This window comes from Kordiimonas sp. SCSIO 12610, from assembly GCF_024398015.1.
Lineage (GTDB): Bacteria > Pseudomonadota > Alphaproteobacteria > Sphingomonadales > Kordiimonadaceae > CANLMI01.
The window spans coordinates 738,908-754,649 of the sequence record NZ_CP073747.1 but is presented as its reverse complement, the minus strand read 5'-3'; the positions used below and the strand labels follow the sequence as shown (position 1 = coordinate 754,649).

The 15,742-nt window shown below is 45.5% G+C and carries 14 protein-coding genes; 9 read left to right on the top strand and 5 right to left on the bottom strand.

Features of this window, described 5'->3' with window-relative positions; genetic code table 11:
• Positions 1-138: 138 nt before the first annotated feature.
• Together KFF44_RS03485 and KFF44_RS03480 are read right to left on the bottom strand one after the other, a co-directional pair.
• A complete protein-coding gene (locus KFF44_RS03485; protein WP_255937274.1) occupies positions 139-828 on the bottom strand; it encodes a PEPxxWA-CTERM sorting domain-containing protein in 690 nt (229 codons plus the stop codon).
• Positions 829-1,054: 226 nt separating this feature from the next.
• Positions 1,055-1,471: an iron-sulfur cluster assembly scaffold protein gene (locus KFF44_RS03480; RefSeq protein ID WP_255937273.1), complete on the bottom strand. Its 417-nt coding sequence runs from the start codon at positions 1,469-1,471 to the stop codon at positions 1,055-1,057.
• Between the two features lie 356 nt (positions 1,472-1,827).
• Between KFF44_RS03480 and folE the strand changes: the two genes are divergently transcribed.
• Entirely contained in the window at positions 1,828-2,517 is a 690-nt protein-coding gene (folE, locus tag KFF44_RS03475) for a GTP cyclohydrolase I FolE (protein WP_255937272.1), read from the top strand.
• Positions 2,518-2,673: 156 nt separating this feature from the next.
• Entirely contained in the window at positions 2,674-3,081 is a 408-nt protein-coding gene (hisI, locus tag KFF44_RS03470; protein WP_255937271.1) for a phosphoribosyl-AMP cyclohydrolase, read from the top strand.
• Between the two features lie 110 nt (positions 3,082-3,191).
• Here hisI and KFF44_RS03465 read toward each other — a convergent pair whose 3' ends face one another.
• Positions 3,192-3,785, bottom strand: coding sequence for a hypothetical protein (locus KFF44_RS03465; protein ID WP_255937269.1), 594 nt, complete (start codon positions 3,783-3,785; stop codon positions 3,192-3,194).
• A gap of 31 nt (positions 3,786-3,816) precedes the next feature.
• Positions 3,817-4,368 carry a hypothetical protein gene (locus KFF44_RS03460; RefSeq protein WP_255937268.1) on the bottom strand — a complete coding sequence of 184 codons (552 nt, stop codon included), beginning with the start codon at positions 4,366-4,368 and terminating at the stop codon, positions 3,817-3,819.
• A gap of 224 nt (positions 4,369-4,592) precedes the next feature.
• Between KFF44_RS03460 and gloB the strand changes: the two genes are divergently transcribed.
• From gloB to KFF44_RS03430, 6 genes are all read left to right on the top strand, one after another.
• Entirely contained in the window at positions 4,593-5,357 is a 765-nt protein-coding gene (gene gloB, locus KFF44_RS03455) for a hydroxyacylglutathione hydrolase (protein ID WP_255937267.1), read from the top strand.
• A 58-nt stretch (positions 5,358-5,415) separates the two neighbouring features.
• Positions 5,416-7,506, top strand: coding sequence for a prolyl oligopeptidase family protein (locus KFF44_RS03450; RefSeq protein ID WP_255937266.1), 2,091 nt, complete (start codon positions 5,416-5,418; stop codon positions 7,504-7,506).
• A 175-nt stretch (positions 7,507-7,681) separates the two neighbouring features.
• On the top strand, positions 7,682-8,242 hold the full coding sequence (locus tag KFF44_RS03445) for a DUF3592 domain-containing protein (protein WP_255937265.1): 561 nt from the start codon (positions 7,682-7,684) through the stop codon (positions 8,240-8,242).
• Between the two features lie 147 nt (positions 8,243-8,389).
• Positions 8,390-10,453: a TonB-dependent receptor gene (locus KFF44_RS03440; protein WP_255937264.1), complete on the top strand. Its 2,064-nt coding sequence runs from the start codon at positions 8,390-8,392 to the stop codon at positions 10,451-10,453.
• Between the two features lie 528 nt (positions 10,454-10,981).
• On the top strand, positions 10,982-11,371 hold the full coding sequence (locus KFF44_RS03435; protein WP_255937263.1) for a VOC family protein: 390 nt from the start codon (positions 10,982-10,984) through the stop codon (positions 11,369-11,371).
• Between the two features lie 30 nt (positions 11,372-11,401).
• On the top strand, positions 11,402-12,820 hold the full coding sequence (locus tag KFF44_RS03430; protein WP_255937261.1) for a hypothetical protein: 1,419 nt from the start codon (positions 11,402-11,404) through the stop codon (positions 12,818-12,820).
• A 69-nt stretch (positions 12,821-12,889) separates the two neighbouring features.
• Here KFF44_RS03430 and KFF44_RS03425 read toward each other — a convergent pair whose 3' ends face one another.
• Positions 12,890-13,720: a ubiquinone biosynthesis protein COQ4 gene (locus tag KFF44_RS03425; RefSeq protein WP_255937259.1), complete on the bottom strand. Its 831-nt coding sequence runs from the start codon at positions 13,718-13,720 to the stop codon at positions 12,890-12,892.
• 520 nt (positions 13,721-14,240) lie between these two features.
• Between KFF44_RS03425 and cysG the strand changes: the two genes are divergently transcribed.
• Entirely contained in the window at positions 14,241-15,704 is a 1,464-nt protein-coding gene (gene cysG / locus KFF44_RS03420; RefSeq protein WP_255937258.1) for a siroheme synthase CysG, read from the top strand.
• Positions 15,705-15,742 lie beyond the last annotated feature (38 nt).

The window sequence follows — 15,742 nt, the reverse complement described above, 5'->3', positions numbered from 1 at the left end:
TAGCACCTCAGATTACATTTAACATAGGCAATAAAAAACCCCCGCTACTGCGGGGGTTTAAGGTGACTGACGTTCTACTCTTTTTCAGGAGGTTTATCGTTGCTAGCCATAGTAACGATCACCGTTTGTCAGCTCACTTTATGCAAAGAGGTGACGAGTTGCCTTGCGCCTTCTGATCTGAAGACCAACCATGCCAAAGCCTAAAATCATCATCAACCAAGTCGCAGGCTCGGGAACAGCAACAACCGAAACATTGTCAATGAAACCACCAAGCGTGTTTTCGCGACCAAAGGCACCAAAAGTCAGTTCTACATCACCAGCAGTCTGGAGAACAAAATCAAGTGTGTAGCGCTGCCATGAGTTGCCGCCTGGTGCACTGCGAATAGTATCGATAAGTAACTCTTGGCCACCAATTGCCGCTCTGATACCGTTGTCAGAGTCAGGATTATTTGTCCGTGCCTGATAATAGAATGAAAGTTCATAAGAACCCGCACCCAACCCAAACAATGTTTGACCCATCAGAGTGTTGGAACCGTCATTGCTTGCGCCATCAAAATTGTGACTGTCTAATTCGACATAGAAAGTCCCATCCTGTGCATCAACAACTGTACCACTGCGTTGGATTTCGATGCCAGCACCATCGATTGTGTACCAACCTGGGCTAACATTTTGGAACACACCCCATCGTTGCCCCGGGGCCAGTTGATTTTGTTCGAAACTGCCGTTTACAACAAAGTTTGTTGCCGCTGTTGCCGTTGATGAAATTGCAGGGATCGCAGCCATTAGGCCACCAATCACAACACCAAGTTTACCTATAGTTTTAAGCATTTTTTTCAGTCCTACCAATGGCACCCTATTTTTTGGGGCCTTTATTACTAAATCGACATTTATCAAAACTTTGTGCAGCTATGTCGATTTGCGTTTCGTTAGAACCAAGTTGCTTAAAATTTTACCTAAAATCAATTAACATTCTAAAATTATAGGATTTATATAGATTTACATTCCATTTTACGTACCATAATGGGATTTTGTTTCAAAATGATACAAAAATTAACTAAGATACACCAAAAATTTCGCTCAGGCATTCAAAGGGCAACATGACAGATCCCTTCCTACCGGGGTGATTCTGTACAGGCCGAAGCAGATTCAAATCGCTCCATTTTTCCGGAAATTCAACCTCGTCTCCTGCGATCATTTTGCGAAAACGATCCCGAATATCAGAAAACTCATCTTTCGTGAGGCCGATAACGTTCTGACCAACAATCGCTGCTGTTGCCTGACCGAGCGCACAAGCCTTAACCTCTTGGGCAAATTTGATCACTTTTCCGGCCGACAAGTCTATATCAATAGTCAAGCGGCTCCCGCAAATTCGGCTCGTTTTGACAACCGTTTGACCAGGTTCATCAAGCCTGCCCAAATGGGGTATACGCGTAGTCCACCGCAGAATATCCGTGGTATAAAGTTCGCTCATGCCGCTATCGTACCTTTGCTAGGGCTGTTTTAATATCGCTTGAATACGGGACTATCTGGTAATTGCCAAGATCAAAACAAGTCATTCTCATGCCCATATCAAGATTTTATGACTTCAATCGTGATAATACAGATGGTAATATTGAATTCATACATAGCTGATACAATATGTATCAAACACCTTGCAGCGATCAAACACGATGATAATACGAGGTGTCGTTCCTTACGAACAGTCTTCATCCAATCGGTGAATTGATACGTAAAAGGAACACAAAACGGCTTTGGGCACGCTTGACCGTGAATGAGTGCGGGCAGCAACTACGCTGATAAAGCCACCAAAAATGAAAGGACATCCCCATGGATGCCGTAATTGAAAAAGCCAGAAGCAATGGCTTTGAACTGAAGGTGTCTGGTCAGGACGATGCACCTCTATCTACAAATAATGACCAGAATATCAATAAACGTCCATCGCGTGCCGAGGCAGAAGCAGCCGTTCGCACCTTAATTCAATGGGCCGGTGACGACCCGACCCGTGAAGGGCTTCTTGACACACCAAAGCGTGTCGTCAAAGCCTACGAAGAATTTTTCGATGGCTACAAGAAAGACCCTGCTGACATTCTCTCTCGTACATTCGAGGAAGTTGAAGGCTATGACGACATGGTGGTTCTTCGCGGCATTAAGGTTCAAAGCCACTGCGAACACCATATGGTTCCCGTTGAGGGAATTGCGCACGTGGGCTATATGCCAAACGGTAGTGTGGTAGGAATTTCGAAACTTGCCCGCATCGTTGAAGCCTTCGGCAAGCGCCTACAGACACAAGAAACCATGACAGCGCAAATCGCTGGTGCGCTCGAAGAACACCTGAACCCCAAAGGGGTTGCTGTTGTGATCGATGCAACCCACCAGTGCATGAGCTGCCGGGGTGTAAAGCATGACGGCGTATACACACTTACGCGCCAGTTCCGCGGTGTATTCAAAGACGTTGATCAGGAAAGGCGGTTTTGGGACCTTATTCGCGCGAGCGATATGGGGAACGGACACAGATAAACTATAACGACGGCGAGAATAAGCACGATTGAAGCGACCCCGAGTCCAAAAGCCTGACACCATATGTGAAAGGGCTAGTCGAGGATAAAATAATCAGATAAAAGGCGGTACAAATTGTATCGCCTTTTTTACTATAGTTTGAAAATGGAAACCCTGATGACGAAAATCATATTCGCCAGCCGCGATGACCGCAGCTTTGTTGAAAACGGGAACAAACTTGCACTCAAATTTGATGATCGCGGCCTTATCCCTGTGGTCACAACATGCGCGACCAGTGGGCAGGTCTTGATGCAGGCGTGGATGAACGACGAAGCCGTTGAAAAAACCATTGAAACAGGTGAAGCCCATTATTTCAGCCGTTCGCGCTCGGAACTATGGCACAAGGGTGCAACATCAGGCGAGTTTCAAATCGTAAAGGACTTCAGAACCGACTGTGATCAGGATAGCCTCTGGCTTGTCGTTGATCAAAAAGGCGGTAAATGCTGTCACGTTGGGCACCCAAGCTGTTTTTATCGCCAAATCCCTTTTGGCGAGACCGTTGAAGGCGAGGTAACGATTAAGTAACAACAATACGTAAACAACCAAACGTCTTTTGCTTTTTCAAACAAATGCTTCGCCGTTATTTTTAATCAGGCTACTAGCATATAAGATCATCGGATAAGCCAGTTTGCTTCTTAGCTTATAATATGTTCATAAAGCTTTTGTAACGATGCAAGGCTAGAAGCCTGCACAGCCTTTGAAACATGCCCACATGTCCAGGCGGAGTCGTTCAATTCTTCTTCAATTTTAAATGGAAAACTCATCTTTTCTCCATCAATAACTCGTATGATTTCCCCCCTCATACGAGTTCGGGAAATACACCGCATGTTATATGATGCAATCAGAACGCACCGATAATCTGTTCTAATTGTATGAATATCTATAAATATAGTTGACTCTGTAAATGGTACATTCTCAACATCATCTACACGCTCAAACTGATCATCCACATCAATGTGTTTTAAAAAAACCTCAAACTCGTCATTTAATAGGTTCTTATATTTGTGGGCACTACAACTAATTCCCATTGCCAGAGCTTCATGATCAACATTTAACTCGGAACGAACGAAAATATCACTGCCCGTTTTAGCCATGGCTTTAAAAACATATTGCGATTTTACAGCATTTGCGGTTCCACGCGCAGGATCTACATAATTTGTCTGATAGGTACATGCCGACAATATCAAGGCAACCCCAATTACAACCACATTTCTAATTGAAGAAACCATAATATTGCCCCCCGACCTTCAACATTCTTGCCTATTTTTTACCGTACAATTGCTTCACAGTTTCCTTTACAAAATCACTAGCCATGCCTTCACGAACACCACCGCCGCGGATCGCGAGCCCCAAAAGACCCCCTGAGCCCTTAATAATGTCTACGTAAAATTCAGAAATGGTATCGCCAGTTTTACGGTCAATGACTTCCACACTGCCAGCCAATTGATCAGAATCACCCAGTAAAATAGTTAACCCAGCATTTGCGAACTTTAGAGTATCTATATTCACTTTAACATCAACTGGTACCGTTTTACTTGATTGTCGTTCAGCAATTTCCTCATTCAAAAGTTGAACAATAAGATCAGACAAGGATTTATGAGAAATTTTTTCTTCATTTGCTTTAGCAGCACGTTCAGCACGTTTCGCATCATTCTCGCGAATTTTCTCCGCTGTCAGGTCAGAATAGGAAACCTGTACGTTCGCGACATCCAATGCTCCAACATTGGCATCTGGCAATTTTTGCACAACCTTCACTGGAGAAACACAAGCAGAAAGAAAAGTAAGCAGCACAACAGGAATGAAATATTTCATGATAACCCCCTAAACAATATGAATAATCGTCATATTAAGACACGACCCTTGGATAAAATTCAAGGGGGTTTTCAATTAAATTTCAAAAATCTTGTGGTAATGATTGTGCGCCGCTGCGACTGGAGCAATCATATTGTTTAAAAGCTCTCTATTCCCACTTCACCAACAGCAAACTACTCGTTATAGTCTCGGGCATTGTTGGAAGACGTTAGGGAGTGTTGAGCATGCTGGAGATCGTTCAGATACCTGTTTTAAATGATAATTATCTATATTTATTACACGATCAGAATACTGGCGACACGGCTATTGTTGACCCAGCGGTTGATGAACCCGTCTTTGCAGAGCTTGAAAAACGCGGTTGGTCGCTAACACATATTATCAATACCCATCATCACTGGGACCACACAGGTGCGAACCTGGCGCTTAAGGAAAAATACGGTCTGAAAATTATCGGCCCCAAGGCAGAGGCCGAGCGTATTCCTGGCATCGATTTAGCCGTGGGTGACGGTGACACGATTAATATCGGTAATAGTATTGCCGCGGTCTTTGACACACCCGGCCATACAAGTGGCCACATTGTCTATCATTTTGAACATGACAAGGCACTGTTTGCAGGCGACACCATTTTCGCCATGGGCTGTGGTCGGTTATTTGAAGGGACTGCTGCACAAATGTGGGATAGCCTATCGAAAATCATGGCCCTTCCTGATGATACACGCATTTTCTGCGCTCATGAATATACGATGGCAAATGCCAAATTTGCCCTTTCCGTGGAGCCGGAAAATCGCGATTTAATCAAACGTGTACATGAAGTAGAGCACAAGCGCGCCGCTGGTTTGCCGACCATTCCAACCTGCATAGAAATTGAAAAAAAGACAAATCCGTTCCTGCGCCCAATGAGCGAGCATTTACAGGAAACAATTGGCATGGCAGGCCGCGATATTGTTGATATTTTTGCAGAAACACGCAGACTAAAGGATAATTTTTAGAATACGCTTTGGGGAAAGCACACACATAGTAAACGACTATAGGTCTCGGGAGGTTTAAGTGAGTAGATTCACATTAGGAGCAGCAATGGTTGCAATCATTTGCGGCAGTACAGCCGCGATCGTTTCAGCGGCAAAAGACGACCCTTATCTTTGGCTGGAGGAAGTAGAAGGCAAGCGTGCGCTTGAGTGGGTAGAAGAGCGTAACAAGCATTCGCTGGGCATTCTCGAAGGTGATAAGCGCTTCAAGGGCCTGATGGACCGCGCCCTAAAGGATTATAACGCTAAAGACAAAATCGCTTATGGATCGATTGAAGACGGCGAAGTTCATAATTTCTGGCAAGACGATAAGAATGTTCGCGGTGTTTGGCGTAAAACCACATTGGAATCTTATGCAAGTGACAATCCAAATTGGTCGACAGTGCTGGATTATGATGCGCTCGCGGAAGCAGAAGGTGAAAACTGGGTCTATAAGGGCCGTGACTGTTTGCACGGCACGACACGCTGTATGATCCGCCTGTCGCGCGGCGGCGGCGATGCTGTCGTTGTTCGAGAGTTTGACACCGAAACGGGCAAATTCGTAGAGGGCGGTTTCGAAAGCCCGGAAGCCAAACAAAATACCGCGTGGCTTGACGAAAACACCCTTCTTATCGGAACCGATTTCGGTGATGGCACCATGAATGAAAGCGGCTATGCCCGTCAGGTTCGCGTCTGGAAACGCGGAACCGACCTCATGAGCGCTGAGAAAATCCACGACAGCGCACCAGAAATTGTTTTCAATTTCCCGGTTGCAAGCCACCGTCATGACGGTGCTTATACTGGTGTTCTTCAAGGCCCTGATTTCTTCACACAGATTATCTATCTGATGAATGAAGGCAAACTTCAGAAGCTTGATTTACCGCTCGGCATCGATATGCAGGGTTTCTTCGGCGACACGATGATCATTCTTATGCGCAAGGACTGGAGCGTTGACGGCAAAACAGCCAAGTCTGGTGCGCTTGTTTCCGTCAAAGTTGCTGATTTGATCGCAGGCACGCCTGCGAACAGCCTAACTTCAATTTTCACGCCAGGTGAGCGAAATTCGATCGACGGTGTGTCCATTGGTAAAGACCGTATTTTCCTCAATGTCCTCGATGAGGTTACAGGCCAATTGATGTCGGCAACCACGTCAGAAGATGGCTGGAAGGTTACAAACATGGGCATGCCTAAAAATGGTACGCTCGCTGTAACCAGCGCTGACAGCTGGTCAGACCGTGCGATGGTAAACTTTGAGAGCTTCCTTCAGCCCGACACGCTCTATATGGTAGAGGGTGAAAACGCACCGAAGGCGGTTAAATCGCTGCCTGCACGCTTTGACGCGTCGGCCCTGACCACAACACAGAAATTCGCCACATCAAAGGACGGAACGAAGGTTCCTTATTTCCTTGTCCACCGCAAGGACGTTAAAATGGATGGTAGCACACCGACCGTTCTATATGGATACGGTGGATTTGAAATCTCACTAACGCCGGGTTACCTGAACGGCTTCTCTAAGCTATGGGTTGAAAATGGTGGCGCTTACGCGGTTGCCAATATCCGCGGCGGCGGCGAATTTGGCCCCAAATGGCATCAGGCAGCTTTAAAGCCTAATCGTCAACGCGCATTCGATGACTTTATTTCGGTTGCAGAAGACTTGATTGCATCAAAATTAACGTCGCCAGCGCATCTCGGTATTCGGGGTGGTTCAAATGGTGGCCTGTTGATGGGAGCAACGTTTACGCAGCGCCCGGAACTGTTTAACGCAGCGATCACGGCAGTTCCGCTTCTAGATATGCTAAGATACCATAAGCTTCTGGCTGGCGCCTCCTGGGTCGGTGAATACGGCGACCCGGATATCGCGGAAGAACGCGCCTATATTGAAAAATATTCGCCGTACCAAAATGTGAAAAAGGATGGGAAATACCCGGAAATCTTTTTCTACACATCAACCAAGGATGACCGCGTACACCCTGGCCACGCCCGTAAAATGGCGGCCCTTATGATGGAACAAGGCCATCCAGTGATCTATTATGAAAACACAGAAGGCGGGCACGCAGCCGCCGCCAACCTGAAGCAGCGCGCCTACACCGATGCCCTGCAAACCGTTTATGTTTTGAAGAAGCTCGCTGACTAACGAGCAACAATACTCTAATGAGGACGAAGCCCGGCAACCACTTATGATCATGCTGGGCTTTTTCATGACCACCTTGATTGAACCATTCGGTAAAATTTGATCGATTCCGAAAGGTTTTAAGAACATGCTCGCGATATAATATCAATTGCGCGTAAATCGCTCTGGGAATTAATCGATGCGGCCAACAAATGTTCTAACGAGGCTTATAAACGACACCTATCATAATGACTATGAAGGGACAGGATTCCCTGAACCTAAAACCCAACTCGGTAAAATAAGTTATGCCATCCTAAGTATAATCGCATTAGGTATAAGCATATACATATTAATGGCTACTCTGGATAGGCACGATGCTTACCTAAATCATAGCATTCAAACACAAGGTACCGTCATCGACGCACCACGAAATATAGTTTTAAGTCTGGTGAATATCTGCATACCAAATGAAAACCAAAGCAATACATCTTCTCTGTTCCCCAAAGAGTTAACGATCCAGTTCAAAACTCAATTGGGTCAAAACATGATTTCCAAAAGCCACTATTGCTCAGATAGTTCAATCATACCAGCTTCAGGGCAACAGATACCCTTGAGTTATTTACCAGAAAAGCCAAACGACATAATTCATGGAAAAAAAACGAATATAGAATTCAAGTTACGCTTTAACATATATAAAGCTGCGCTTTTATTGGTTATTGCCGGGATATCATTTTTCCACGCTGTTTATCGCTGGATATAATCGATCCAAGCTATATTTTCATAGAATTATCAGACTAAATAAATGATGTATTTTATTTCCTCGAGCCTTTAGGAACCGCTTGCAATCATCATGATTTTGGATATTGTACGCACAAAATAATCCAATAATTTTTGAGTAGACACAGCGATGGTTTCCAGCCGTAAATCCTATTGTGCAAACATGGGCGCTCTATGCGCTATTGCGTGCCTTCTCTGCCCGACCGAAACCGCGAGTGCATTCATCAATAATGACAATGAGCCTATTGAGGAAATCGTTATTCATGGCCGCGCTATCGACCTTATTGGCGCGGCAAAATCCGGTTCCGAGGGGGTTGTTGGCTACGCTGACCTTGAAAAAAGACCCTTTAGCCGTGTCGGGGAATTGGTTGAGGTAATCCCCGGCCTTGTGGCCACCCAGCATTCCGGCACAGGTAAGGCAAACCAGTTTTTCCTACGGGGCTTCAACTTGGATCATGGAACCGATTTTGCTGCTTTTGTTGACGGTACCCCTATCAATTTTCGTACCCACGGCCATGGTCAGGGGTACCTGGACCTTAATTTCATCATACCTGAACTCACTGAACGTATAGATTTTCGAAAAGGCCCTTATTTCGCTGATGTCGGCGACTTTTCTGCCGCCGCAACCTCGTCCTTTAAAACCTATGACAAGCTCGACAATAATCTCGCGCAGGTCACTGTGGGCGAAAGCGGGTTTTTCAGGGGATTAATTGCGACCTCATTTGAAGCTGCTGGTGGTGACCTTCTGCTCGCCGGGGAAGCGGCCTTTTTTGACAGCCCCTTTATTTTGGATGAAGACCTTGAAAAGCTGAACGCCTTTTTGAAGTATTCAAGAACGGATGGGGGCACAGATTGGCGCTTATCCCTAAGCGCCTATGACGCAGAATGGACATCGTCTGATCAGGTGCCACTGCGTGCGATTGAAAGCGGATTGATACCACGGCTTGGCTTCATTGACCCTGACCTCGGCGGGGAGACAACGCGTATTGCCCTCAATGGTGGTTTTGATACCGAAAATCTGTCGTTTAGCGCCTATGCGCTCTATTATGATTTTACCCTGTTTTCCAACTTTACTCTGTTCCTAAACAATCCCGTTAATGGTGACGAATTTGAACAACGCGATGAACGCATAACACTGGGTGGAACGGTAAAATATAGAAACCCGGTAACCCTTTTCGGGAAAGCCGCTGAACTTCGCGTAGGCGGTGACATACGCTATGACGATATATTCAATATCGGGCTATTCAATACCGCTGGCAGGGAACGGCTATCAACCGTTCGGGACGACGAAGTTTCACAATTCTCTATCGGTGGATACGCAGAAGTTGAAGTGAATTTAACTGATCACATCCGGGCGAGTGCTGGCTTGCGCGGGGATGTTTTCACCCACGACGTTGTATCTTCTATTGATGTTAATTCCGGCGATGGCTCAGACGCGATCATTACCCCAACCGCAAGCATTGCATGGCAAGCCTTTGACAGAGTTGAATTTTATGCAAACTATGGTCAGGGGTTTCACTCCAACGATGTACGGGGTGCAAGCATAACCGTTGATCCGGTCACCCGCGAAGCAGCCGAACCTGTTGATGTGCTTGTCCGTGCTGAGGGCGCGGAAATTGGCGTGCGATTAGGTGATGAAACATTCAACACAACGCTTGTTGGATTTTGGCTAGATCTGGATAGCGAACTGGTTTTCGTTGGCGACGCAGGAACAACCGAACCTAATGACGACTCCAGACGCTTTGGTGTGGAATTTAATGCATTCTGGCAACCCCTTGATTGGCTGGTCCTCGATGCAACTGCGGCCTATACGGATGCAAGGTTCAGAGGGGCGCCTTTAGGCGAAGCCCGCATACCACAAGCCGTTGAAAGCGTTTTAGGGGGCGGCATTACTGTCAAGCCTGGTGATAATTTCTCTGCGACACTGCGACTGCGTCATTTTGGCGAGGCACCACTTATTGAGGATGGATCAGTATTTTCGGAGCCGACAACACTTGTTAATGTGGGAATTTACAAGGATATTGGCCCGGCGCGATTTAGCTTGGATATCCTTAATCTTTTCGATTCTGAAGACGCAGATATTACCTATTTTTTTGAATCGCAATTACCCGGCGAAGCAGCACCTGTTGCAGACATTCATCTAAAACCTGTTGAGCCTAGACAGATCAGAGCGTCTTTGAGCCTGCGTTTCTAGATATGCTTCTGCCTGATGGCGCAAACAACTTGAGACAAAATTGGTCACCATCCCGCTTCTGCTGGGGGAGGAAATAAGGTGAAGCGGGATGGCTATGCCGGCACTTTATTCAAAATGCTAGCCTCTAGAGGTGTAGCGAAGGCTGCCCAACAAACATTGGGGGGACAAGGCCAGAAAATGATAAGGATCGGGAATGACAACCTCATCATATATCGGACAGCCTTCTGGAAACTTTAGTGCATGCGGTTCAAGTTTGTTCCGATAGATAGAACATATATCTAGATAGAACATATATCATTGCAATCAATTTGAAAAATTGAAAATACAGAACTTAATTATCAATTTTTTTGATTCTTGTTCAAAATAGAAAGCCTCTCACTGAGTAACTTGGCAAGATAGAATATAAATTTCCTGTAAAACGACCAATTATGATATAATTGTGCAATACGGCTTTATGGCGGAAGTAGCTACCAAACTTTCGTATCAGGACAATATCAAGCCAGCTAGCTATCGTAAGGGAGGTGTCACATGAAGATGTATATCAAAAGCATTGTTGTTGATGATCAGCAAAAGGCCCTCGATTTCTACACAGATAAGCTTGGGTTTACCGTTAAGCATGATATTCCGCTGGGTGAATTCAGGTGGCTGACCGTCGTTTCCAAGGAAGAGCCAGACGGCGTTGAATTGGGGTTAGAGCCCAACCAGCACCCGGCGTCCCGAACCTTCCAAGCGGCCTTAATGGCGGACAATATCCCATTCACAGCCTTCAGCGTTGATGATATCGAAGCTGAGGTTAAACGCCTAAAGGGTGAAGGCGTTGAATTTACCCAACCCCCAACAGATGTAGGAAGCGCTATAATCGCGGTATTTAACGATACTTGTGGAAACCTTATCCAATTGATTGAATTAAAAGGGTAATATTGGCGGGCACGAAAAAGCGGGGGAAATGTGCGTAAATATTTCATAAAGAATGTGCGGTATTCCTATCCTGATACAAATAAAATTCATTCTGCACCTACAATTTTAGCATCGTTTTTTTTGCTAATGATGCACACTAATGTTGTGTACTCCGCGGATTCCCTTACCCGTGATATTGGCGCCGTCAGACCGACCTGCAATGATATTTCATTCATAACTTCCCTCAATAATGACGATGATAATGGTGACGGACAAGCTGATAACAGGCGCAAGATCACGGCAGGAGTTGAAGACAATCTGCGGCAATTTATTTTCAGCCATAAGGCCGCCAGCAAAGTCTATGTAGCCCAACCAGTATTAGCCGATAGTTCCAATGGTACCAGTAGTGAAAAAAGGGTACGTGCTTACTCTGATGATCAGCAAACGCCTTTTGAATTTAATAAAGAATATTCCTTGCCGCTCACACTCTATCTTGAAGGCACTCACGAAAGCAAAACCCTTAATGATTTTGGCATTCGCTATGAATATAGAGGCGAAAGCAGTGAGGTCATTTGCAGTAGAACAGTGCTAGGCACTGTGATCAATCTTACGGTTGGTTTTGACGCCCCAAAGGGGCAAGGTACTGACTTCAACAGTTATAATAAAATGCTGATCACCGCCAGCGGAACAGCGAATGCAAAAATTCACCCCAGTGGTTCAGCCCAAATCGAGGGGTGGCGCTACGATGGCACCGCTACAATCCATAAACCATTGATGTCGATCAGCAGAATAACCGCCGGCACAAGCATTACGCCCCTAGATATGCTGGATGGCCATATGCTCAGATTTCATATTCAACAGGGAAACCAGGGTATTGAAGCGTATTTTCCGGTAAATATAACGGCCCCGATGCATGCGGCTACCGTTAAGGGCTGGATTGACGGGAAACCCGTGATTTCAAATTGGATTAACACCAAGAAAGGGCACTTCACCCTTTTTAAAAAAGAAATTCAATACACACTTCTTGATCAATTCAAACAGCCAATTACGAAAAGCGCGTGGGCGGGCCGAATGGTGCAGATCAGGGAAAACATCGCCCATGTTATACAAAGCTTCCTACCAAGGGTACAAAACTGGATCAATACAAGTTTGAACTGGTCCCCTGAATGGATCAACAAACCAAAGGGCACCTTTACCGATACAATAGAAGCCAGGGATATTTTTAAGGATATCCTTCTTGACCATTCCACAATAAATGGTTCAAGGAGCTTTCATCCCTCGCTTTTGAAAAAAGATGGTCTTCTGCTGGAATTAGGTGAAAATACCCACAATTGGGAGGCCAGCGTAAACGGTGTTCGCCCCGTCATTATCACCCAAAACCAATTTAGCGTACGCACAGAAAAAATACGCGAGAAAGCGGGCCGACAGGAAATACGTTTCAAAAGCAGCTACATAGTCAAAACCCCTTAGTCAGCATTGCTAACTAAGGGGCCAAAAATTACTAACGAGTTCGGATAACAAACACATACCGATTAACATTTATTCAGCGGGGTGTGCATCCCGTGCTTCTTTAACTTCTGCGGTGTAAAGGTCCTCATCAGCCATTGAAGCAACAGTTTTGTTGTACCGCACTGGCGTTTTGATTTTCAGTTGTGAACGCACTTCCTCAAGCGGAAGCGGCATCATTGCTTCCCAGTCCACACCTAGAAGCCATGCGCTTTTGCGGCCATTCAAATATCCCTCAAGAACAGAGCGCCTTACGCCACCATTCGGCGCATTATTCTTGAAGCTTTGTGCGGCCATAATTGCAATCAACGCAAAGCCGATATTTTTTGAATGAGCATAAGACATGGCAACGATCGACGCCTCACCGAGACCATCGCGGCCATAGCCCGATACAACATGCCATAAATCATGCATTTCACGCGCGCGCGTGCCGTAACGGATCATATCTTCGTCAGTGAGCCCCATGGAGGTATTTTCACCCTCACTCGCATCAACCAAACCTTCAGGCGAAATATTCTCACGCGTGATAAAATCGAAATATTCTCGCCCTAATGTTCCCTTTGGAAGCGCAGAAAGCATCTCAGTGTTTTTGAGCGTATCCATCAAATCAATACGTTTGTGAAGAATATTGTTACCCACTGGGCTTTCGGCAAAGCGCTTATAAGCTTTCCAGAAGGACTTACCGGATAACCTGCGCAGAATGATAAAAACCTGCTCCGTATCTTCTGGGTTATCGATTAATGCTTTAACGGCGCGCCATGCGGCTTTCCAGTCACGCTTGGGCGGGCTGTAATCATCCGGCATATTCAGCGTGATAGAGGTTTTTTCCTCTGAACCTACACTTTTATTTTCATCAACAGACATGATCATATCCCCACAACCAAATATTATTCTCTCTGCTCTAATGAACATTATTGTATATAAAGATTACGAAAGAATAAAGAGTAATTCAATTTCCCCTGCCCTGAATTACTATTACGGTATGTAACTTAAGTTTCTCTAACGTCAAATGAGCCAGAAATTATCGAAAAGTTATATAACCCGACGTTTGAGAATCATTCTCATATAGGTTAGTTTTTCTATATTAGAAAACAGAATCATAATTTCGTTTCCTTACAATTCAAAACTAATGAAAAATTCTATTTTTTTAGTTTTTAATTCTATTTAATACATGTTATTTCGATTTTAGTTTCTCAATCACAAATACTTTATACGTTTTCGGTATATTTTTTCTATTTTATTGCTATACATCTTCTCGCTTGAAACTGACCAATTTCGCACATAAATAAGCGATACAGACAATAGCTTTTCTTAACTAAGGTTGAGTGAATTTAAAAAGAAATGATTTTAAAGCCAGTGGCGCAATCATTTTCAGGGAAGAGAAATGAAATCTATTCCGATATTTCTAACTGCTGAAAAACATCATATCCTGATTTTAGGATCTGATTCTGCTGCCATGGCCAAAGTCGCGCTTCTGCAAAATGAAGGCGCTGAAATTACTGTAATAGCGGCCGGCGCTAAGGCTGCACTTCTTGAGGCGGGGTTAATTCCCGATCAAAGCAGTAAAGCTTTTGACAAATTCCAGTATTTTGATCGCCCATTCGTGGATACAGATATCGACGGCAAGACCTTGATTTATGCCAGCACCGCTGGTGAGGATGCTGATAATCATATTGTTCATCTTGCGAACAGCCGCGGCATACCTGTCAACATTATTGATATGCCGTCAAAAAGTAACTTCATTACCCCTGCCCAGTTCAAACGCGGCCCCCTGCATGTCGCGTTTTCAAGCGGCGGTGTGGCTCCTGTGTTTGTGCGCCGACTGCGCGCAACACTGGAACGTATCCTCCCGCAGTCGCTTGGTACGCTTGCAGAAGCTGCCGGCAACACCAAAGACACGGTGAAATCCATATTATCGAATGGCACCAAACGCCGCCTGTTTTGGGATAACCTTTATGACCGCGCTCAATCCTTCGCAGGCTCAAGCTTAGAGGAAATGGAAAATCGTATCGTCGCAGATGCCCAAAGCGAAAGCGAGACGAAAGCGTCGAAAAAAGGATTTGTGCAACTGGTGGGTTCGGGCCCAGGTGATCCTGACCTCTTAACCATAAAGGCACACCGCGCGCTACAACAGGCCGATGTTATCGTCTATGACCGCTTAGTGAGCCGTGAAGTGATTGCCCTTGCCCGCCGCGACGCAGAGCTGATTTATGTTGGCAAGAAAGAAGGCAATCATGGGATCGGGCAAGATGGCATCAACAACCTGCTTGTAAAGGAAGCAAGCGCGGGCAAACGTGTTGTTCGCCTGAAATCTGGTGACCCAATGGTGTTTGGCCGGATTGCAGAAGAAATGGCTGCGCTCCGCGCCCACAATATCAACCTTGAGGTCGTTCCGGGCATAACAGCGCTAACAGGTATTGCATCAAAAACGCAAATCCCGCTTACGGACCGCGCGCACGCTTCTTCTATAACGCTTGTGACCGCGCACCTAAAGGACGGTAGCTACAAAGACTGGGCGAACCTCGCTGGTGAAGGCCGAACACTTGGTATCTATATGGGTGTCAAATCTGCTGCCAACATTTCAGCAGGTCTTCAAGACCAAGGTGTGCGCGCAAGCATGCCTGTTGCGATAATCCAGAACGGCACAAGAGAAAACGAACGCAGATTTTTCACGACACTGATTGATTTACCAGCAACGATTGCTGAACATGATGTGAAAAGCCCTGCGCTATTACTTATTGGTGACGTGGTTACAAATGCTGCTGAATGGCCCGAAGACCTGTCATCAAAGATCAAAGAACAACTCAATAACGAAATTCGCGAAGTGCCCACAAGGGCAAGCGCATAACCCCTTATCCTTTTAGCCAACATTTTAAGAGAGCATAA